This window comes from Bacillus cereus G9842, assembly GCF_000021305.1.
In the GTDB taxonomy this organism is placed as follows: Bacteria; Bacillota; Bacilli; order Bacillales; family Bacillaceae_G; genus Bacillus_A; species Bacillus_A thuringiensis_S.
In genome coordinates, this window is sequence record NC_011772.1 from 1,684,403 (window position 1) to 1,705,584 (window position 21,182).

Below are 21,182 nucleotides of genomic sequence, written 5' to 3' on the forward strand. Positions count from 1 at the left end.
TATGAAAAATATAATATTTGGGCTTGCTGGTTATGTTGTTTTTCTATTATGTGAGCGGTCGAATATAAATCCTGTTGAAGCAATTATATTATTATCTGTTTTATTATTTATACCAATGTCACTTTGTATTATTGATAAAAGAAAAAGAGATGGATCGTATTTATTATTTTATAAATTCGTATCGTTTTTATATCCAATTGCAGCAATTTGTGCAATGCTAGCTTTCGTCACAAATCACTATGTATTTGCGCTAGTTTGGTTTGTATATACAGGAATTGTTGCGTTATTTGGTGTAAGTAGATTGCTAGAAAGAGGATGGAAGCCGTTAGAAGAGGCCGCCATAGATAGTGCGTTTATTTATTTGTTTTTAGGTGGTTTTTGGTTTTTTGCTTCAGTAGCAAAACTTTCAATTATGCAGTTTAGCTCTGACATTGTTTTACTCACAGCTGCACATTTTCATTATTCGGCGTTTCTATTGCCATTATCAGCTGGTTTAATAGGGAGAAAAAGAGAAAAGAGAAGTAAAGTATATGATGTTATTATGTTTATCATCATGATTTCACCTATGACAGTCGCAATAGGAATTACATACTCGAGAATATTTGAATTTTTTGCAGTGTTTCTATATTTATGTGCGATTTATGGGTATGGATTTTACGTTTGGAGAGCAAAATTTAATGCTATCAGTGCAAAGATTCTACTAATCGTTTCGTCTAGTACACTCATGGTTACAATTATGTTCTCACTTATATACTCATACGGGAATTTGAAGCATGTAATGACGATTACAATTGCTCAAATGGTTTGGATTCATGGTGTTGTCAATGGAATTGGAGTAGCGTTACCGGCATTTGTCGGCTGGATGATCGAAAAGAGTGTTCCGAATTATAAATACTATGGGAAACCAATGAGTAAATTAAGAGGAAGTGTGGCAATTGGTGAGGCTTTTTTATATAGCGGCAATTTAGTAGGCAGTAAGGAATACAACGGTTTAGTTGATCAAATAACTGATTTTCATAGTGAGTCATTTGACGTGACGAAGGTACCTTTAAGTATTATTCGTTTTTATGAAAATACAACAGAGTATGAGTTGCAATCAAATATTAAATGGGCTCGTTGGTTCCGCCCATTTGCATTTTGTTATGAGAAAATGAGTAAGCGTGTGGGACAAATACATTTAGGGATGGGCGGCAATTGGGAAACGATGCATGGCTCTATCATTAATGTAATAGATGAGAAAGATGGAAGAGAGAATGTAAGGGCTTGGCTAAGGAAAAATGAAGCAGGTGAATCTATTTTTGTAGCTCTTTATTCAAAGCATACAAATAAGAATGAGACATATATGAATATCGCCTTACCTTTACCTTATTCGAATATGACTGGTATTTTGAAAATATATAATGATAGTCATGATTTAATCATTACTAGTAAGTTAAGAGAAAATGGTCAGGGAGATGAGGGTATTTATTTACATACTCAGTTCTTAACAATCCGTTTACCGTTAGCAGAGACTTTCGTCATTACAGAGGATAAGGATAAAATGTTAACAGCTCATCATAGCATGTGGATATTTGGACTTAAATTTTTACATATTCATTATAAGATTGAAAAAATTACTTAGAAGTAAGAAAGGCTTGGACAGGTTTCCAAGCTTTTTTATGTATGGGTAATTGTCATAGAAATTTGTTTATTTAGCTCATTATCCCAAACACGTTGAATTTCAAAAGTGCCTGTTTCAAAAAATAATGGGAATCTCTCTTTAAACCAATCTTGCATAGGAAGATGTAGTGCTGTATCGATTGGTATCCATAATAATTCGCCCTCAGGAGGGTTTAAAAGAAGTTCACCTTCAAATGAGTCTGTCCAGTAGTTAAATACCATGTACCGAACATTACCTTTCGGATTTACATATTCATCTAATCCTTTAAAAGTTAAATTCGAAACAAGTAATCCAGTTTCCTCTTTTACTTCTCTTATAGCGGCTTGAACGATACTTTCGGGGAAATCTACTTTGCCGCCAGGAGCGATGTAGCCAGGGAAACCTCGATGGTTGGGGCGTTTTATGAGTAAAACTTCATTGTTACGTTGGATCATACACATTGTATAGATCTGGTGTTCGATGTTATGTGAATTTAGAGGCATAATGATGTATTCTCCTTTATATTTTTTTGATAATTTTACCATAACATAATTGTTTCTTATATAATTATAAATTGAATATTATAAATTTTAAGTTATAAATTATAAATTCTATAGTCATTCGAAAAGAGGGAAGAGACATGCAAGGAGAAATACAAAAGGAGAAAAGTTTAGGTTATGTTGGTAAATTATTATTACCGGTTAAAGTATCACCACACTTTAAATTTTTATGGATTGGACAATTACTCTCGGCCTTAGGTAGTTCGATAACTATGGTCATACTCCCAGTTGTTGTGTATTCATTAATTGGCTCAACAGTTGTGATGGGAATGACAATGGCAATGTACATGCTACCTAATATTCTCGCTTTACCGTTTGCAGGTTTAATTGTAGACCGAATTGATCGGGTTAAATTAATGTTATTTACGGATATACTCCGCTGTATATTAATGCTATTACTTGCATCGCTTATATTTATGGATTTATTAACAATTACAGTTTTATACATTCTCGTTGCCTTATACGGACTTATGGAAGGGATATTCCAACCAGCATATTCTGCTGTAAGGGCGAAAGTATTCGTTCCTGAAATTCGTAATGCAGCTAACGCACTCACTCAAATGAGTAATCAAGGTATACGATTAATTGGACCAGCACTTGGTGGGTTAATCGTATCGGTTGCGTCTGCAGGGATAGGTTTCGGACTAGATGCAGTAACGTACTTATTATCATTTTTATGTTTATTATTTTTAAAAGAAATTAAGTTTGAAAAAGTAAAACCCATTGAAAAGAGTAAGCTTAATTACAAACAAGAGTTTATGGAAGGTGTATTAGTTTTAAAAAGTCATCCGTGGCTGTGGATTACAATTTTAGTTTTTTCTTTTATAAATATTTGTTATGCCGGCATTATCGTCGTATTAATTCCGTGGTTATTTAATGTTCATCATCATTTTGAAGCTTACGTGTATGGACTTGGCATGGCCTTTTCTGGTGGTGGGGCTGTAATTGCTGCATTAATATTTGGTGGGAAAGAGCGGTGGCATAAGAGAGGATTACTGGCTTATGGAGGTGTTTTAATGAGTGGTATTGCTTTATTAATTATGCCATTCATTTCTTGGGCACCCGCTTTAATATTCTTAATGGCAATTGAAGGATTTGGCATGATGATATTTGGACTCATTTGGGAAACGAGTTTACAGGAACTTGTACCAGAAGAAGCATTCGGAAGAGTGGCAAGTCTTGATATGTTGGGTTCTTTTGCTTTATTGCCATTAGGGTATGTAGTTGTAGGCTGGTTAGCTACTGTCATAGGTGGCGAGATAACTATTATAACACTAGCTAGTTTAGTAATTTTAACAATTGGAATAGCATTGTCTGTACCGAGTATTCGTCGATTTAATTGATTATATGGGAAAAGAGGGCTAGACCTATATAGAAAATAACCTAGCATATAATCAACCAGTATTAATAAAACAACTTTGTAATGAAAAGCCTTCCATACATATTTGGCGCAAAAAATTAGTATCGAAGCAACAAAATTAGAAATCACAAAAGAAGTGACGGAAGCGATACAAGCAGGTTTCAAAAAAGAAGAATAAGCCCTAAAGAAATTAGGACTTATTCTTCACTAAATACAAATGTTTGTTTCATTTTTTTACCTTCATTTACCGGATGGCCGTTATAAGAGAAATTCTTTTCTTCCCAAGTGATCACAACTTTAAAATTATGACTATTAAAGTCTAATGGGAATACCATGTACTCAAAGCTTGTATGACTTTTAGAAATATTTTCATTAGGTGTAGTAGGTTTAAAGGTAGCCTTAGAGGTAGGATTGTTATCAAGTATTTCCACAGATACGTTTGATACATCATGACCGATGTTTTTTACGAGTAAACTATACGTATCAAATACACCTTGCTTTGGCTGGATTGCTTGCTTGTTTGAGTTATGAGATTTATCAATTTCGACATACCATTGTTTAGACTTTGACGCAATCGGTAGTGACTGAAATGTGTAAGCACTAGCTTGCATTGGTAGTGCTAAACATATAAGCGTAAAGAGAGTTAATATTTTTCGTTTCATTTTTTGAGAGCTCCCATTCTTTAATGGATTTACTTGTTATTATCTTCTTTTTACGAGTAAATATACCATATAATGTAAAGTGAGTATTGTGAGTAGTGAATCAATATCTTATTCACTACTCTTATAGCTGGCATAATTACGTATGTAGTAAGAAAGAATAAATTTGTTTTTTCTATACTTAGATTACTGCCCTTTTTAAAAGGGCTATTTTTACGTTTTAAAAAAAGAATATACTAAGAGTTCCGTATAAATTATTTATTTTAATGTAGTTAAATGTGCTTGTAGATGTGAAATTAGAGAAGGAAGCTGTGTAGAGATGTTCCTACACAGCTTTTTAGGATATGAAAAAATTACCAAAAATATGTTAAAATAACATTGTCATACAACAAGGGGGATTTGTTTTATGGAAAATGGACATCTTGCTAAAGTAGATTTAACGAAAAAAATTGAATCAAAATCTAAGTACAACAAGAAACTCGAAAAATATCAAAGGCGCTTATTAGCATTACAACAAATTTTGAAAGAAGAAAAAATCGCGGTTATGCTTGTTATGGAAGGATGGGATGCGGCTGGTAAAGGTGGGGCAATTAAGCGGGTGACGGAACATCTTGACCCACGTGGGTTCCAAGTAGATCCAATTGGAGCGCCTGCACCTCATGAAAAACGTTACCATTATTTGCAACGTTTCTGGCGCAAAATTCCACAGTACGGGCAAATTACCATTTTTGATCGCTCATGGTACGGTCGTGTGTTAGTTGAGCGTGTTGAAGGTTTTGCTACAAAGGAAGAGTGGATGAGAGCATATGATGAGATTAATGATTTTGAAAAACTACTAACAGATGACCATTACATAATAGGGAAGTTCTTCTACCATATAAGTAAAGAGGAACAGTTAAAGAGATTTAACGATAGAGAGAAAAATCCTTTGAAAAGATGGAAAATTACAGATGAAGATTGGCGTAATCGTGAAAAATGGGATGAGTATGTTGAAGCGATGGAAGACATGTTTGAAAGAACAAGTAAGCCAAATGCGAAGTGGCATATTATTGAAAGTAACGATAAATTGTATGCCCGTGTGAAAACGTTAAAAATCATTATTTCATTCATAGAGGATTATTTCTTAGAACATGGTATAGAATTGCCTTCTTATTATTATGAAATGAAAGAGGATATTGAAGTTTTGCAAGATGTAGGTGTGAAGGAGTAAATAAGAAAATGGCCCTGTGAATTGGTAAAACCAAATTATGGGGCTTTTTTATTTAGAAACATTTTACAATTAACAGAATAAGGTATATAATCAATAATCATATTAACATTGTTAATATGATTATTGATTATATAATATGTGGGGGTTTTACTTTGAAGGGAAGAGATGTTGTTTTAGGTTTATTAATGGGAAAAGAAATGTCTGGTTACGATATTAAAATTGTTTTTGAAGACGTATTTACCCACTTTTTTGATGGAAGTTTTGGAATGATTTATCCAACGTTACGACAATTGGAGAATGAGGGGAAAATAAAAAAAGAGGTTGTCATGCAAGAGGGGAAACCGAATAAGAAAATGTACTTTATTACAGATGAAGGACGTGAAGAGTTTTATCAATATATGCAGACGCCTGTAGAGAAGGATGTTTTACGTTCGGATTTTTTAATGAGAATGTATTTTGGCAACTATAGTGATGATGTGACGATAAAAAAATGGATTAAAGATGAAATTGAAAGAAAAGAAGCGTACATTGCAGATCTTCGATTGAAATATGAAAAGTGGAGAGTAGGTATTACTTTCGTCGAAGAAATTTCACTAGATGTAGGTATTGCATCGTATAGTGCACAAGTAGAGACTTTGAAGAAAAAATTAGAAGAGTTAGAGGCGGAAGAAAACAATAAAACAGAAGAATGAAAAACGCGTTCACAATAAATAAAGGGGTATATAAAGATGGAACAATCAAAGGGTATTAAGATTGTCTTTTTAATGTGTCTAGGTATCTTTCTTTGTATGATTGATACGACAATTATGAATATAGCTTTACCAGCAATACAATCGAGTGTAAATACTTCATTAGAAAAGATGTCTTGGGTATTAAATGTTTATACAATGACGATTGCAGTACTTGCCATTCCGTTAGGGCGGATAGCTGATATCTTTGGAAAAGCAAAGATGTATGTTCTTGGTCTGGTGATTTTTGGTGGTGGATCGGTACTTTGCGCTTTTGCTAATACAGGTGATTTTCTTATTTTTTCTCGTTTTATACAAAGCATTGGGGCAGCGATTTTATTTCCAACAAGTATGGTAATTGGTGTATCAGCTATGCCATTAGCTAAGAGGCATGTTGCGCTTGCGATTTTAGGAGTAACACAAGGATTGTCAGCTGCTATGGGACCAGTGATAGGTGGAATTATTACACAAAATTTCGGTTGGAGATGGGTGTTCTTCGTAAATGTTCCAATTTGTATTCTTGGAATCATTTTATGCTGCATTATGCTGCAAATAAAAAATGAAGAACGTATTATCTCAAAAATAGATTGGGTAGGACTACTATTAAGTAGTACAGCAATTTTTTCATTTACTCTCATATTAGTAAAAGGTAATACATGGGGATGGCAAAGTAATATTGCTTTGTCTTGTTATGCAATTAGCACTATTTCTCTTATTCTATTTGTTTTAGTAGAACGAAAGATTCATAATCCAATGGTGAATTTAAAGTTATTTCAAGATCGAATGTTTGTCGGAGCGTCGATCGTTGTTATATTAAGTAATTTATTTTTAATTGGAGTTACTGTATTGCTTCCAACGTTCTTGACGAAACTACAAGGTCGAACGGAAATTGAAGCGGCTTTTTTAGTGACACCTATTTCAGCAATGATATTTTTTGTCTCACCAGTTGCAGCAACTTTAATTAAAAAACTCGGAAAAGTAACTATTATTTTGTCAGGATTTCTTGTTATGGGGCTTTCCTACTATTGGTTGCAAATGATTGATGTTCATTCAACAAATATAGAAATTATTATTCCGTGTATGATATTAGGTGTTGGATATGGTTTAGTAGTGGGGCCAATTACAGTTTTAAGTGCGTCTTCGTTTGAAGGAGAACTGTTAACTGCTTCTCAAAGTGTTGTATCAATGTTACGACAAGTTGGAATTGTATTGGCGGTTGCAATATTTGTCTCTAACTTAACTCACAATTTAACTGTAAATAAAGAAAAAGTATATCGTTATGCAGAAGAAAAGGTGCGTAATATTCATGTGAATAGTGCTGAGCAAACTGAAATTTTACAAATGACTAAAGAGAAAATAGAGAATCAAAGTTTAGAGTCGAATATAAATAAGAAACAAAATGCAATGACAATAGGATTAAGTAAAGAGAAAAAGGAAGAATTGATTCGCGACAAGACGGATGAAATATTAAGAGAAGTTCCAGTAGAATATAGAGATGTAAAAAGAGAAGAAGTTATGAGGCAAGTGACAAAAGAAGTTGAAAAACAAGAGGAAAGTATAAAGAAAGAGGTACTCACATTTTCAAATGATGTGAATCATTATGCCAAGAATCAGATGGCTATGAGTTTTACAGATTTATATAAAGCAAGTGTGCCAATTATTTTAATTTGTGCTTTCGTAAGTTTGTTGTTTTGGGAAGGGAAAGCTTTGAGTAAAAAGAGAAGGGGAAGATTAGTAGAAGAAGCGTAAAGAAAAACAGGCTATAGCAGCCTGTTTTTTTCATTGTTTCCTCCTTGCATATTGTGAATAGTAGTATTTTTAATATAGCATGGGATAAGTCGAGTATGATTAGAAAGTTTTTTAGAATGAAAGGGATGAATGGAAAATGCCATTGAATATGTAACGTTATACATAGTACATTAACAAGAGGGCTTAATTTTAAAAGGAGGATGGGGAATTGCTAGATAAGGCAGGGGCTTTAATAGATAATCATGTGTACACAGAAGAAGAGCAACAAAAACTATACAAACGAACGTTAATAATCGTCAGCATTTCACAAATGTTTGGCGGTGCAGGACTAGCTGCTGGTATTACAGTGGGAGCACTTCTTGCGCAGCAAATGCTTGGAACAGATGCATTTGCAGGATTACCAACTGCTATGTTTACATTGGGATCGGCATTAGCAGCTTTCATAGTAGGGAAGCTTTCGCAACGATATGGACGCCGGATAGGTCTTGCAACAGGGTTTATAGTAGGTGGATTTGGAGCAATTGGTGTTGTAATGGCAGCTTTAACAAATAGTATTATTCTTTTACTTATTTCTTTACTCATATATGGTGCCGGTACAGCCACGAATCTACAAGCTCGTTATGCAGGTACAGATTTAGCAGATAAGAAGCAGAGAGCAACGGCTGTTAGTATTACGATGGTAATGACGACTTTCGGTGCAGTTGCAGGACCAAATTTAGTAGGGGTAATGGGAAGTTTTGCTCATTCAATTGGAGTTCCTAAACTTGCAGGTCCGTTCATACTATCGGCAGCAGCATTTATACTGGCGGGTCTAGTTCTTTTTGTTATGCTTCGTCCAGATCCGTTAATTATTGCTAACATAATAGAAAGATATAAACAGGAACATACATATAAAGGGCAACCAATAACAGAAGAAGCGAAAGAAAATAAACGAGGTATTACAGTTGGAGCAATCGTAATGATACTTACGCAAATAGTGATGGTTGCGATTATGACGATGACGCCAGTTCATATGGGACACCACGGTCACGGTTTAAGTGCAGTAGGACTTGTGATAGGTTTTCATGTAGGTGCAATGTATCTTCCATCTCTCATTACAGGAATGTTAATTGATAAAATTGGCCGAACTACAATGAGTATAGCTGGTGGAGTGATTTTACTTGCAGCGGGTGTCATAGCTGCGATAGCGCCAAGTGATTCTTTATTATTATTAATCGTTGCTCTTTCTTTACTTGGGCTAGGATGGAACCTCGGATTGATAAGTGGTACAGCACAAATCGTTGATTCCACAACACCGTCTACACGTGCTAAAACACAAGGGAAAATAGATGTTTGTATTGCGCTAGCTGGAGCTTCTGGTGGAGCGATGTCAGGTATGGTAGTAGCGAATTCAAGTTATGCGGCATTGTCATTGGCTGGAGGCGTGTTAGCGTTATTACTTATTCCTGTTGTGATATGGTCTCGAAAAGGGGCAAGAAATTAAATGAAAAAGAGGTTCTAGTTACTGACTAGAGCCTCTTTTTATACACTTAAATTAAATTCCACTCTACAATAAGCCCTAAATGTGTAAGACCACCACCGAATCCGTATAGTAAAAGTGTGTCTCCATTATTTAACTTCCCTTCTTTTATAGCTAAATCTAGAGCGAGTGGAATGGTGACTGAAGAGGTATTCCCCATATATTCCACGCTCGTTAATGTTTTTTGTATTGGAATTTGAGATTTTTCGCAAATAGATTCGATCATTCGTAAGTTAGCGCTGTGGGGTATGAACCAGTCTATATCATCTACTGGCATATTTGCGGTATGTATTAAATCTTTTATGCCTTTTGGCACTGTACGTGTTGCCCATTTATATACTTCTCTTCCATTTTGAACGATTTTTTCATTTGTTTGCAGTGGTGTGCCATTCATAGTAGTAGATAAGTTTGTTCTATATAGATGAATGCCGCCATCACCGTTTGTTCCCATGTGAGCAGCGATAAAGCTTGGGGTGTCTTCATCTCTTTCTAATAAAATAGCTCCAGCACCATCACCGAATAAAATACAGGTCGTTCTATCGGTATAATCAGTAACTTTAGATAATGTCTCTGTCGCTACGACAAGTACTTTTTCATGTGATCCAGAAGTGATTAAGCTATTACCGACGTGTAGTCCATATGTAAAACCAGCACAAGTTGCATTTAAATCAAAAGCTAGTGTATGAGGTATGTTGAAGTATTGTTGTATTTGGCAAGCAACGCTAGGGAAAACGTAATCAGCAGTAGTAGTAGCGACAATGATACAGTCGACATCTTCTAAGTTTTTCTTATATGTTGTACATAAATTTTTAATTGCTTTAATGGCTAAGTTTGAGGAATATTCTTCTTCGCTAGCGATTCTTCTTTCCTTCATTCCTGTTCTTTGTACAATCCATTCATCATTCGTATGGACCATCTTTTCTAAATCGTTATTAGACAATATTTGATTTGGAACATAAGTACCAATTGCAGTAATACGAGATTTAGAATGCATAGGAACATCTCCTAATTTTTATTTTTATAACCTGATACTAATATTAGGTTATAAAAATGTCAATATAGATTTTTGATGTATTGAACGACTTAACTTACTATGAAGGAATTTAGCGAGTGTTGTAAAAATAATATACGAGAAGTTTCTAAAATTGATAATTGCTTTTGTTATTTTTATTGTGAGAAAAATTCGCAAAAAATGACGATTAAAGTAAAAATATAACGATTTTCTTTAGTGTGATATAGGTTGTTAAACCTTGTGAAAGCGAATTACTTATGCTACACTTTATGTAACTTAAAATGAACGGAGGGGCTTCCTTTGATCTTAATCAGATTACGTCTCAATACTTTGTGCCAATAATTGAATAGCGCTCAAAGGCTCTGTCTGTGTACAGAGTGAACGGGATTGGTCTGCCTATTTTAAAGGAACCCTTTATTAAGCTTATATGTGAAAAAGAGGGAGGGACGAATACGCCCTCTTTTTGTTTTGCCTTTATAAATAGAATGGGATTGTATAGGTGAACACTTATTGTGGATACGTATACGATTTTGGGACTTTTTTTACTATGAGATAGGATGAAAGCACAGCTTTCTTCTATTTCTTTGATGAACCCTTATCCGTTTACGAAAACACAGGCAGCGACCTGTGTTTTTTATTTTACGTAATCGAAATGGAGGAATAAATATATGGAAGAAGTATTACAAAGAGCAGTTTTAGTTGGAGTAAATGTAGGTAATGAAGATGATTTTGCATATTCGATGGAAGAGTTAACAAATCTTGCGGAAGCTTGTGATGTAGAGGTAATTGGGCAAGTAACGCAAAATTTACAACGAGTAAATCCATCGCATTATATCGGAAAAGGAAAGATTGAAGAAGTAGCAGCGTATGTACAAGAAATAGATGCGAATATGGTCATCTTTAATGATGAATTATCTCCTTCACAAATTCGAAATTTAGAAGAGGATTTAGATTGTAAGGTAATTGATCGTACCATTTTAATTTTAGATATTTTTGCGCAACGTGCGAAAACGAAAGAAGCACAGCTACAAGTAGAAGTAGCCCATCTTCAGTATATGATGCCTCGTTTAATCGGTCTTCGTGAATCGTTAGGAAGACAGAGCGGCGGCGTTGGTACGAAAAATAAAGGTGTCGGTGAGAAGAAGTTAGAGTTAGACCGTCGTAAAATTGAAGAACAAATTTCAGTTTTAAATAAAGATTTAGAAGCGCTCGTTGCCCAGCGTCAAACGCAGCGAAAGCAACGTAAGAAAAATGAAATACCTGTTGTAGCATTAGTAGGTTATACGAATGCAGGAAAGTCAACGACGATGAATGCAATGCTTGAAATTTATAATGGTACAGAAGAAAAACAAGTACTTGAAAAAGATATGTTATTCGCGACGTTAGAAACATCTGTACGAAATATTGATTTGCCAGATAATAAATCATTCTTATTAACAGATACAGTTGGATTTGTAAGTAAATTACCACATCATCTTGTGAAGGCGTTCCGTTCAACGTTAGAAGAAGTAGCGGAAGCAGACCTACTTATTCACGTCGTAGATTACGCAAATTCAAATTATGAACAATTAATTGATATTACAAATGAAACGTTAAAGAAAATTGGAGTAGAAAATATTCCAACGATCTATGCTTATAATAAATCAGATATGGTAGATGTTGAAATTCCGAAAGTGCAAGAAAATCGCGTTTATTTATCAGCGAAGAAACATGTTGGAATTGAAGAACTTGTAGAAATGATTCGCTCACACATCTATAAAGAGTATACGAAGTGTGAAATGTTAATTCCATATGATCAAGGACAGGTAGTTTCGTATTTCAATAATCATGCACACGTTTTATCTACGAGTTACGAAAACGAAGGTACCAAATTAGAAATAGAATGTAAGACGAGTGATTACGAGAAGTATAAGCATTTTGCAATTTAATGTAAGAGGCAACCCAGTATGTGATTGGGTTGTCTTTTTTTGTACTGTTTTACCGCTGAAAGTTACAAGGATGCAAGCCAATGACGGGAGTTAAGTTATATTTCTGGAAAAAGAAATGAAAGCAGTATAGAATAGAAATGTTTCAAAAGTCAGAATTTATTACACCTACTGTAATAAATATATAATTTGTACAGAAAGGGGAGATTCACATATGCAGGCAGTTTCACACAAAAAAACTGTAGAAACACCGACAATATATCGAATTTTATTTGCGATTAGCTTTGGGCATTTTTTAAATGATTCGATGCAAGCAGTTGTGCCGGCGTTGTTTCCTATTTTGGAAAAAACGATGAATTTATCCTATATGCAAGTAGGGTGGATTGCGTTTGCTTTAAATATGACGTCATCGATTATGCAACCGGTGTTTGGTATGTATTCAGATAAGAAGCCATCACCATTTTTATTACCACTCGGTATGTTTTCAAGCATGCTTGGAATGATTGGACTCGCGTTTGCACCAAACTTTATTATTGTTATTATTTCTGTTTTATTTATTGGTTTAGGTTCCGCAGTTTTTCATCCAGAAGGCGCTCGTGTTGCGTATATGGCGGCAGGTGCAAAACGAGGGTTAGCGCAAGCGATTTATCAAGTTGGGGGAAACACGGGGAATTCCTTAGCTCCTATTTTTACAGCGCTAATTTTCGTTCCACTCGGTCAAATTGGTTCATTAGGTTTTACAGCATTTGCAGCAGTAGGAATTGTATTATTAATTTTCGTATCGAATTGGTACAAAAATGAATTAGCAACCGGCGCTGTAAGAAGGAAGAAGAGGGCTGCGCTTGAGGCGGAAAATGCAATTGTAAGTACACACATTAAATTCGTTATTATACTTCTTGTTTTTCTTACTTTTGTACGTTCTTGGTACGGTGCTGGTATCGGGAATTTCTATCAATTTTACTTAATAGAGCATTATGGTTTATCTATAAAAAATGCCCAGTATTTCGTATTCGCATTTATGATTGCTGGTGTGTTAGGAACTTTCTTCGGAGGACCGTTAGCAGATCGATTTGGTAAGAAAAATATCATCGTATTTTCAATGTTAGGTTCAGCGCCACTTGCACTGTTATTACCACATGTCTCACTTGTGTGGGTCGTACCGTTATTTTTATGTATCGGTTTTATTAGTTCAAGTAGTTTTAGTGTAATTGTTGTATATGCACAAGAGCTTGTACCTGGAAAAGTGGGAATGGTGTCAGGATTAATCGTAGGTCTTGCGTTTGGACTTGGAGCATTAGGTGCAGTAGTTCTTGGGAAATTAGCAGATATATATAGCCTGCAATTTATTATGCTATTATGTAGTTGTCTACCATTAATTGGACTCACTTCATGGTTACTGCCAAGTGATAAGAAAACGATAGAATAGGGGATGCGCTATGAAATTATGTGAAAACGTAACAGAATTAATAGGCGATACACCTGTCGTCCGATTATCTAAATTTATTCCGGAAGACGCAGCAGATGTGTATGTGAAACTAGAAATGTTTAATCCATCGCGCAGTGTGAAAGACCGTGCTGCTTATAATTTACTTCACGTTGCAGAAGAAAATGGTCTCATCAAACCAGGAGATACAATCATTGAACCGACAAGCGGGAATACAGGGATTGGTTTAGCGATGAATGCAGCAGCTAAAGGGTATAAAGCGATTTTAATTATGCCAGACAATATGTCAAAAGAGCGTATTAATTTATTAAAAGCATACGGGGCAGAAGTAGTTTTAACACCAGCAGAACAAAGAATGCCAGGAGCAATTGCGAAGGCGTTAGAATTGCAAAAGCAAATACCGAATAGTTTTATTCCGCAACAATTTGAAAACCCAGCTAATCCGAATATTCACCGCTATACGACTGCGCTTGAAATTTATGAACAAATGGATGGAGAGCTTGACGCCTTTGTTGCAACGGCAGGAACAGGCGGAACGATTACAGGGACTGGTGAAACGTTAAAAGAGAAATTACCAAACTTATATATTGCAGTAGTGGAACCGAAAGGATCTCCCGTTTTATCAGGTGGTGTACCAGGTCCTCATAAACTAGTAGGAACAAGCCCAGGGTTCATCCCGAAAAACTTAAATATAGAAGTGTATAACGAAATTATTCAAATTGCAGACGAAGAGGCTTTAACGACAATGAGAAACTTAGCTAGACAAGAGGGATTATTAGTTGGGCCGTCTTCTGGAGCATCTGTTTACGCTGCAATCATGATAGCGAAACGTCTAGGCGCTGGTAAAAAAGTTTTATGTATTGCGCCTGATACAGGGGAACGTTATTTGAGTATGGGGTTATTTGAATAAAAAGGATAGAAACACCTTAATAGTGAATAGCTGCTATTAAGGTGTTTGTTTTATGGAATGAAGAAGGGGGAGAAGAACAATGAAACTATTAAAACCAATCCATGAATATAGTGAGCATATTACGGCGTATAGACAGGCATTTTTACAATCAGGGGAACAACCACATGGAAGTAGTTCTTTACAAAACTTTGATTCTCTTGATGAATGGTTTGAAAAAGTGAGTAAACAAGAACTAGGAGAAAATATACTAGCTAATCGAGTGCCATCTAGCCAGTTTTTAAGTTTTGAAAAAAGGGAACTTATAGGTTTTGTGAATATTAGACATAGATTAAATCCAGAATTATTACGGGAAAGCGGTCATATTGGATATAGTGTCCATCCAAATAAGCGTCGCCACGGTTACGCTACGAAACAACTACAACTTGCATTAGCTGAAGCACAAAAATTAGGATTACAGAAAGTGTTAATAACTTGCGATAAATCCAATATCGGTTCTGCTAAAACGATTCAAAAGGTTGGCGGTGTGTTAGAAAATGAAGTAGTTTCTTCTCGTACTGGTGAAGTTATTCAGCGCTATTGGATAGAAATATGATGTAGTAGGAATTTGAAAAGGTAATGCAAGCTGTAAAATCGAAATAGATAAATGAAAAGTAAGGGGATTACTGCAATTTTAGGAGGAAATGAATTGGGATTAAAAGAGAAAGCAATAGAGATGGCAGAGATTTATAGGAAAAATCCGAAAGTGGAAGCTATTATTTTAGCGGGTTCAGTAGCTAGAAAACTTGAAGATGAACATTCAGATATAGAATTACATATTTTATGGTCAACACCGCCGGAAGATGAGGATCGTAGGGCCCCTATTTATCATATTGATGGGAAAATATTATCGTATCATCCGTATGAGGAAGAAGAATGGTCGGAAACGTATTTAACGAAAGAGGGAATTAAATTAGAGATTAGTAACTTTTTAACAGAGACAGTAGAGAAAGTGATTTCGGATGTGGTGGATCAATATGATATAAGTTATGAAAAACAATGTATTGTATCATCTGTTCATGATGGTGTTAGTTTGTATGGAGAAGGGAAAGTGAATGAATTAAAAGATAGAGTAGCGGCATATCCAGATGAACTAGCAAAACGGATGATTTCAGAAAATCTATGGTTAAGTAATCGTTGGCACAATCGAAAGGCGCTTTTAAAACGGAAAGATTGGCTTATGCTTTATGACGTTATTTGTGAAGTACAAAGGAATGTATTTGGTGTTTTATTTGGTTTGAATAAAATGTACGTACATCATCCAGCGTTTAAATGGATGCCTAATAATGTGGAACGAATGACTATTAAACCTGAAAAATTATATAAACGTATGGCAGATACATTAATAGGGAGTCCAGAAAATAGTGTGCAGGAGTTAGAGTTGCTAATAGAAGAAGTATTGCAACAAGTTCATACATACGCGCCAGGAGTAAATGTGGATGAGCAAGAAAAATCTATTTTTTATTTTGTGAAATAGAAAATAGTAATAAGGGGGAAGTTATGGGTTTTTTTAATAGGTTTTTTAAAAAAGTTGAAAAAGTAAATGAGCAAGAAGCCACTCTTCATGAATTAAGTGAAGAATTGTATGTTGAATCACCGGTAGAGGAAGCGACTAGTTACTGGGTATCAATGGCACAAAATATAATTATTAATGCTGTAAAGGCGGCTGACAATGATGTGGAACGTGCCTTCGTATTATTGAATTTGAAGAAAGGTGAGGCTTCATTTGATATTTTTTATCAAATAAATGGGCAATTGTATTTCTGGGATCAGCTAGAAAATGAGACGATAAGAAATAGAATTCAGAACGAGTTGTTACCGCAAGCTCCAGAAGTTTCAAATGCAGTAAATGAGCAATTTCATGAAGCTGATCACCCTATAATTTCGTTTGCGCAATTGCAGTTTGAATGGGAAACGAAAGCTTGGTTTTCACATATAATTTGGGAAGATAACCTTGCTGCTCAATTGCCCAAAACTCAAATTCTAAATGAATGGTTTCGTGTAATTAAAGAAGAAACGAAAAATAGACCACTGGATAGTGATGCGAAATTTTCTTGGTATCCATCAAACTCTTAAAAAATGAATACAGAGAGACAGGTTATGTTTCTAGATGATTTGTATTATTGAATAAGTATCAATAATACGTAATTCTTTTTCTATTGCCTGTTAGAATTCGTTATGTACTAATCCACTTGTTTTCTAAACTAAAACTTATATTTCGAATTTTTAAATAGATTGTAATACATAAAAATTCAAAATATAAGTTGACACTATTTTTAATGTGTGATAAAAATGATAGTAATCAATTCGGAAAATAATATTTGGGCAATGAAAGGGTATAGTAGTGAATATCTCCCTATTTCAGAGAGCTGATGGTTGGTGTGAATCAGTATATAGATTATTCATGAAGTTCGTCCTGGAGCATCTTTCATAAATCTCGCATTATGAGGAAATGAAAGACGGTAGTTTATACCGTTATCAAATAAAGTGGTGAAGATTTTTTCACAACTAGGGTGGTACCGCGATATTTATCGTCCCTACGTATTTACGTAGGGACGTTTTTTATTTAGGTCCTAACTTTGGTGTGGCTTCATAACTAGGGTGGTACCGCGATATTTTATCGTCCCTACGTTTTTGCGTAGGGGCGTTTTTATTTAGGTGGTTTCTTAGTGTTCTTCACAACTAGGGTGGTACCGCGATATTTTTGTCGTCCCTACGTATTTACGTAGGGACGTTTTTTTATTAGGGAGGAAGTGAACGTATTAGAAAAGAGTATTGATAGAACAATATAAATACCGAATTGTAACAAAGAAAAAGAGATAGAGAGGAGATTAACAAATGAATTCACAGCAATGGACATCGAAATTAGGTTTCGTATTAGCTGCAGCAGGTTCGGCAATTGGTCTTGGGGCGATTTGGAAATTCCCATATATGGCCGGCATTGGAGGAGGCGGAGCGTTCTTCTTAATTTTCATCGGTTTCACATTATTAATTGGTTTACCGCTATTATTAGCTGAATTTGTTATTGGAAGAAGTACACAAAAAGAGGCTGTCGATGCATATAGAGAGATTGCTCCTAAAACGTTATGGCCTTGGTTAGGTAAATTAGGAATTGTAACATGTTTCATATTACTTTCTTTCTACAGTGTTGTAGGAGGCTGGATTTTATTATATTTATGGAATGCAATTACAGGTAGACTATGGGAAGGAAATGGAGCATACGAAGCTACGTTTGGTGAAATCATTTCCAATCCATATTTAGCAGTTGGATCACAGCTATTATTCATCCTTATTACTATTTTCATCGTAAGTAAAGGTGTACAAAATGGTGTTGAAAAAGTAAATAAATATTTCATGCCAGCACTATTCGTTTTATTCTTTGTATTAATCGTTCGTGCACTTACATTAGATGGTGCTGGAGAAGGCGTTCGTTTCTTCTTACAACCTGATTTCTCACATGTAACATCAGAAGTTATATTATACGCAATGGGGCAATCGTTTTTCTCATTATCTGTCGGGGTAGCCGTTATGGTAACGTATAGCTCATACTTACCGAAAGAAGAAAGCTTACCACGTTCAGCATTTTCTATCGTAGCCTTAACTCTTGTTATTACATTACTTGCAGGACTTGCAATTTTCCCAGTTGTGTTCGCATTTGGAATGGAACCATCTCAAGGGCCGGGACTATTATTTATCGTGTTGCCAGCTATTTTCAGTAAAATGGCATTCGGAAAATTATTCTTCATCGTTTTCTTATTACTATTCTTCTTCGCTACGATTACATCAGCAATTTCGATGTTAGAAATTAGTGTTGCATCGTTAACATCAAAAGGTAAAGGGAAACGTGAAAAAATGGCCTTAATCGTAGGGTTATTAATCTTCGTTGTTGGGGTACCATCAGCATTATCATTCGGTATATTAAGTGATCTGAAGATTTTCGGAAAGACAGTCTTTGATTTAGCGGACTATGCAGTAAGTAACGTTTTAATGCCACTTGGTGTATTATTAGTTTCTATCTTTGTTCCTTTAAAAATGAAGAAAGATGTATTAATGAAAGAGCTAGGTGTAAGTAAAAATAAAGGTTATAAACTATTCGTATTATGGTTATTCTTACTTCGCTTTATCGCACCAATTGCGATTATTATCGTATTCTTAAATGTACTTGGCATTATATAAAAAGAAAGGTGGCGTATCATACAAAGATACGCTACCTTTCTTTTTATTTTGCTCTTTTTTGCAATTCATTTACTGTTACGAACTGATAGCCCTTCTTAGATAAAGAATCTAAAATACCTTCAATCGTTTTTAAATTGTCATCAGACTCATCATACATAGAATGCAGTAAAATGATAGAACCTGGTTTTACATTTTTATTAACATATTTAATTTTATCAGCCGCAGATTTATAAAAAGTATCGGGCTCAAGATCCCATATAATCGTTTCAATATTATTTTTATTTAAATAATAGGGTAGTCCAATTAATTTTTTTCCGTTAGGCGGTCTAAAATCAATTTCGTCTGTAAATCCTGTTTGGCGGATTAATGAATTCGTTTTTTCTATTTCATCTTTAATAAAAGAAGGTGTTTTGAAAATCATTCTTTTATGAGAATATGTATGGTTTCCAAGCTGGTGCCCAGATTGCGCGATAGCTTCTCCTAATGATAGACTTTTCTCTAATTCATTTCCAATTAAAAAGAAAGTAGCTTTAGCGTTGTATTTATCTAGTAATGGTAATATTTGTTTTACATTGTTAGTAGGGCCATCATCAAAAGTTAAAGCGATCACTTTTTCATTTGTTTCTACGCGTTGTGTTAAATCTCCAAATAATTGAAAGCTTCTTGCGTTCATCAATTTGTATGTTCCGAATAATGCCGTGATAATAAAGAATAGTGTAACGATTGTAATGATAATTTTTTTCCTCATAACGTAACCTCACAATGATTTTTGATTCAATAAAAAGTATTATATCAAAATTAATTATTTATTGCTGAAAAAGTATGAAGATGCAAGGAGAGGGATTTTATCATATAATAAAATGCAAAAGGTATATTAGGAGGTGTTTATATGGCGATTATAATTCAATTGCCAGACACTGCAACGTCTCATGCAAAGCCAAGTATGGAAATGGCGATACTTTGCGTGAGGTAGACAAGTAATATACAATCGCCTATATGAGCTCGTATCATTTTTTATATTTGGCTTTGCACCTTATTGAAATGAACCATAAAAAATAAGGGGCGAGCAGAAATGAAATACGTAAAAGCTAATGCTGTTTTACCAGAGAGTTTAATTACTGAAATTCAAAAGTATATACAAGGTGAAACAATTTACATTCCGAAACAAGAAACGAAACATTATAAATGGGGTACACGATCTGGCGGAAGAAAACAACTAGATGAAAGAAATAAAGCAATTAAAGAAGCGTTTAAAAGTGGGATTGCTATTCATCAACTTGCAGAAGAATATTTTCTTTCTGGGGAAACGATTAAAAAGATTGTGTATTCTAAATAAGAGGAAAAGAGTCTGATTCATATATTACTTTGAATCAGACTCTTTTTGTTTTGTATTTATTGGATGTGAATGGACATGATAATAGCGACAATGTGCCATTTTTTACTAAATTGGATACATAACATTTGAGTGAAAAGCAGAAAGGTGAACATATATGAATCATCTTGGACAAATAACGATAGAACTTTTTGTTGGTTTTTTTGTTTTATTAATTGCTACTAAAATATTAGGGAAAACACAAATATCGCAGCTAACACCTTTTGATTTTATTTCTGCCATTGTACTCGGAGAATTGGTTGGAAATACGATATATGACCCTGAAGTGAAAGTCTGGTCCATTTTATATGCGGTACTAGTATGGACAGTATTAATTTACGCAATAGAAGTGATAACGCAAAAATATAGGGGGACAAGAAGGTTTTTTGAAGGATATCCTTCTATTATTATTCGTAATGGATATATTGACAGAGATCAATTAAAATCGAATCATTTGGATATAAACCAATTACAACAAATGCTTAGGCAACAAAAAGATATATTTTCAATCCGAGAAGTTGAATATATGATATTGGAACCTAATGGAAACATAAGCGTTCTGAAAAAAAGTAAATACGAATCTCCTACTATAAATGATTTAAGTTTAAAACATAAGCCTGTATACTTACCAATTTCATTAATTAGTGATGGGAAAGTAGTTAAGGATAATTTGAGGGAAGCAGGATTTGATGAAGGGTGGCTTTATAAACAAATAAAGCAAAAAGGAATTACTAAATTTGAAGACGTATTATATGCGGAATGGAAAACAGATGATGGCTTCTTTTGTCAGGAAATGCAGCGGTAGAGAATAAGTGATGTATGTAATGTTTGTTTCTAAGTTATCTTTTACATATCAAAAAACGTAATCATTGTATACAATAAA

At 34.6% G+C, this 21,182-nt stretch carries 19 protein-coding genes and 1 other annotated feature; of the genes, 15 read left to right on the forward strand and 4 right to left on the reverse strand.

The window, feature by feature from the left end; genetic code table 11:
• The first annotated feature begins 1 nt into the window (after window position 1).
• On the forward strand, window positions 2–1,621 hold the full coding sequence (locus BCG9842_RS08520) for a YndJ family protein (RefSeq protein WP_000789394.1): 1,620 nt from the start codon (window positions 2–4) through the stop codon (window positions 1,619–1,621).
• A gap of 35 nt (window positions 1,622–1,656) precedes the next feature.
• On the opposite strand, the gene BCG9842_RS08525 is transcribed toward BCG9842_RS08520, so the two are convergent.
• Window positions 1,657–2,142 carry an 8-oxo-dGTP diphosphatase gene (locus BCG9842_RS08525; protein ID WP_001130579.1) on the reverse strand — a complete coding sequence of 162 codons (486 nt, stop codon included), beginning with the start codon at window positions 2,140–2,142 and terminating at the stop codon, window positions 1,657–1,659.
• A gap of 137 nt (window positions 2,143–2,279) precedes the next feature.
• On the opposite strand from BCG9842_RS08525, the gene BCG9842_RS08530 reads away from it, so the two are divergent.
• A complete protein-coding gene (locus tag BCG9842_RS08530) occupies window positions 2,280–3,542 on the forward strand; it encodes an MFS transporter (RefSeq protein ID WP_001161167.1) in 1,263 nt (420 codons plus the stop codon).
• Between the two features lie 214 nt (window positions 3,543–3,756).
• Here the strand turns inward: BCG9842_RS08530 and BCG9842_RS08535 are convergent, their stop codons facing one another.
• On the reverse strand, window positions 3,757–4,221 hold the full coding sequence (locus BCG9842_RS08535; RefSeq protein WP_000823339.1) for a hypothetical protein: 465 nt from the start codon (window positions 4,219–4,221) through the stop codon (window positions 3,757–3,759).
• Window positions 4,222–4,624: 403 nt separating this feature from the next.
• Between BCG9842_RS08535 and BCG9842_RS08540 the strand changes: the two genes are divergently transcribed.
• From BCG9842_RS08540 to BCG9842_RS08555, 4 genes are all read left to right on the forward strand, one after another.
• Entirely contained in the window at window positions 4,625–5,428 is an 804-nt protein-coding gene (locus tag BCG9842_RS08540) for a polyphosphate kinase 2 family protein (protein WP_000427314.1), read from the forward strand.
• Between the two features lie 152 nt (window positions 5,429–5,580).
• Window positions 5,581–6,120, forward strand: a complete 540-nt coding sequence (locus BCG9842_RS08545; RefSeq protein ID WP_000678344.1) for a PadR family transcriptional regulator — start codon at window positions 5,581–5,583, stop codon at window positions 6,118–6,120.
• Window positions 6,121–6,156: 36 nt separating this feature from the next.
• Entirely contained in the window at window positions 6,157–7,905 is a 1,749-nt protein-coding gene (locus tag BCG9842_RS08550) for an MFS transporter (RefSeq protein ID WP_000438123.1), read from the forward strand.
• 208 nt (window positions 7,906–8,113) lie between these two features.
• Window positions 8,114–9,388, forward strand: coding sequence for an MFS transporter (locus BCG9842_RS08555; RefSeq protein ID WP_000884512.1), 1,275 nt, complete (start codon window positions 8,114–8,116; stop codon window positions 9,386–9,388).
• Between the two features lie 46 nt (window positions 9,389–9,434).
• Here BCG9842_RS08555 and BCG9842_RS08560 read toward each other — a convergent pair whose 3' ends face one another.
• On the reverse strand, window positions 9,435–10,418 hold the full coding sequence (locus BCG9842_RS08560; protein ID WP_000555769.1) for a ketoacyl-ACP synthase III: 984 nt from the start codon (window positions 10,416–10,418) through the stop codon (window positions 9,435–9,437).
• Window positions 10,419–11,104: 686 nt separating this feature from the next.
• Here BCG9842_RS08560 and hflX point away from each other — a divergent pair.
• The 7 genes from hflX (at window position 11,105) to BCG9842_RS08595 (ending at window position 18,927) form a co-directional block, all read left to right on the forward strand.
• On the forward strand, window positions 11,105–12,364 hold the full coding sequence (hflX, locus tag BCG9842_RS08565; protein ID WP_000393290.1) for a GTPase HflX: 1,260 nt from the start codon (window positions 11,105–11,107) through the stop codon (window positions 12,362–12,364).
• Between the two features lie 211 nt (window positions 12,365–12,575).
• Window positions 12,576–13,787, forward strand: a complete 1,212-nt coding sequence (locus BCG9842_RS08570; RefSeq protein WP_001149399.1) for an MFS transporter — start codon at window positions 12,576–12,578, stop codon at window positions 13,785–13,787.
• Window positions 13,788–13,797: 10 nt separating this feature from the next.
• Window positions 13,798–14,715 (forward strand): cysteine synthase A, encoded by a 918-nt coding sequence (cysK, locus tag BCG9842_RS08575; protein WP_000762269.1) that lies wholly within the window; start codon window positions 13,798–13,800, stop codon window positions 14,713–14,715.
• A gap of 79 nt (window positions 14,716–14,794) precedes the next feature.
• Window positions 14,795–15,307 (forward strand): GNAT family N-acetyltransferase, encoded by a 513-nt coding sequence (locus BCG9842_RS08580; protein ID WP_000771276.1) that lies wholly within the window; start codon window positions 14,795–14,797, stop codon window positions 15,305–15,307.
• Window positions 15,308–15,400: 93 nt separating this feature from the next.
• Window positions 15,401–16,228: a DUF4037 domain-containing protein gene (locus tag BCG9842_RS08585; RefSeq protein WP_000523164.1), complete on the forward strand. Its 828-nt coding sequence runs from the start codon at window positions 15,401–15,403 to the stop codon at window positions 16,226–16,228.
• 23 nt (window positions 16,229–16,251) lie between these two features.
• Window positions 16,252–16,827 (forward strand): hypothetical protein, encoded by a 576-nt coding sequence (locus BCG9842_RS08590; protein WP_000505539.1) that lies wholly within the window; start codon window positions 16,252–16,254, stop codon window positions 16,825–16,827.
• A 243-nt stretch (window positions 16,828–17,070) separates the two neighbouring features.
• Window positions 17,071–17,293 (forward strand) — a binding site (T-box leader).
• Window positions 17,294–17,589: 296 nt separating this feature from the next.
• A complete protein-coding gene (locus tag BCG9842_RS08595; RefSeq protein ID WP_001088185.1) occupies window positions 17,590–18,927 on the forward strand; it encodes a sodium-dependent transporter in 1,338 nt (445 codons plus the stop codon).
• 43 nt (window positions 18,928–18,970) lie between these two features.
• Here the strand turns inward: BCG9842_RS08595 and BCG9842_RS08600 are convergent, their stop codons facing one another.
• Window positions 18,971–19,675 (reverse strand): polysaccharide deacetylase family protein, encoded by a 705-nt coding sequence (locus BCG9842_RS08600; RefSeq protein WP_001227581.1) that lies wholly within the window; start codon window positions 19,673–19,675, stop codon window positions 18,971–18,973.
• Window positions 19,676–19,999: 324 nt separating this feature from the next.
• Between BCG9842_RS08600 and BCG9842_RS08605 the strand changes: the two genes are divergently transcribed.
• A complete protein-coding gene (locus BCG9842_RS08605; protein ID WP_000878325.1) occupies window positions 20,000–20,263 on the forward strand; it encodes a CD3324 family protein in 264 nt (87 codons plus the stop codon).
• A gap of 154 nt (window positions 20,264–20,417) precedes the next feature.
• Complete coding sequence (locus tag BCG9842_RS08610; RefSeq protein ID WP_001015971.1) at window positions 20,418–21,104, forward strand: DUF421 domain-containing protein; 687 nt, start codon at window positions 20,418–20,420, stop codon at window positions 21,102–21,104.
• The last annotated feature ends 78 nt before the right edge of the window (window positions 21,105–21,182 follow it).

Coding starts and splice junctions, on each gene's coding strand:
- BCG9842_RS08590 (WP_000505539.1), top strand. CDS start 16,252: ATGGGTTTTTTTAATAGGTTTTTTAAAAAAGTTGAAAAAGTAAATGAG.
- BCG9842_RS08580 (WP_000771276.1), top strand. CDS start 14,795: ATGAAACTATTAAAACCAATCCATGAATATAGTGAGCATATTACGGCG.
- BCG9842_RS08600 (WP_001227581.1), bottom strand. CDS start 19,675: ATGAGGAAAAAAATTATCATTACAATCGTTACACTATTCTTTATTATC.
- BCG9842_RS08595 (WP_001088185.1), top strand. CDS start 17,590: ATGAATTCACAGCAATGGACATCGAAATTAGGTTTCGTATTAGCTGCA.
- cysK (WP_000762269.1), top strand. CDS start 13,798: ATGAAATTATGTGAAAACGTAACAGAATTAATAGGCGATACACCTGTC.
- BCG9842_RS08535 (WP_000823339.1), bottom strand. CDS start 4,221: ATGAAACGAAAAATATTAACTCTCTTTACGCTTATATGTTTAGCACTA.
- BCG9842_RS08560 (WP_000555769.1), bottom strand. CDS start 10,418: ATGCATTCTAAATCTCGTATTACTGCAATTGGTACTTATGTTCCAAAT.
- BCG9842_RS08605 (WP_000878325.1), top strand. CDS start 20,000: ATGAAATACGTAAAAGCTAATGCTGTTTTACCAGAGAGTTTAATTACT.
- BCG9842_RS08570 (WP_001149399.1), top strand. CDS start 12,576: ATGCAGGCAGTTTCACACAAAAAAACTGTAGAAACACCGACAATATAT.
- BCG9842_RS08520 (WP_000789394.1), top strand. CDS start 2: ATGAAAAATATAATATTTGGGCTTGCTGGTTATGTTGTTTTTCTATTA.
- BCG9842_RS08550 (WP_000438123.1), top strand. CDS start 6,157: ATGGAACAATCAAAGGGTATTAAGATTGTCTTTTTAATGTGTCTAGGT.
- hflX (WP_000393290.1), top strand. CDS start 11,105: ATGGAAGAAGTATTACAAAGAGCAGTTTTAGTTGGAGTAAATGTAGGT.
- BCG9842_RS08525 (WP_001130579.1), bottom strand. CDS start 2,142: ATGCCTCTAAATTCACATAACATCGAACACCAGATCTATACAATGTGT.
- BCG9842_RS08610 (WP_001015971.1), top strand. CDS start 20,418: ATGAATCATCTTGGACAAATAACGATAGAACTTTTTGTTGGTTTTTTT.
- BCG9842_RS08540 (WP_000427314.1), top strand. CDS start 4,625: ATGGAAAATGGACATCTTGCTAAAGTAGATTTAACGAAAAAAATTGAA.
- BCG9842_RS08530 (WP_001161167.1), top strand. CDS start 2,280: ATGCAAGGAGAAATACAAAAGGAGAAAAGTTTAGGTTATGTTGGTAAA.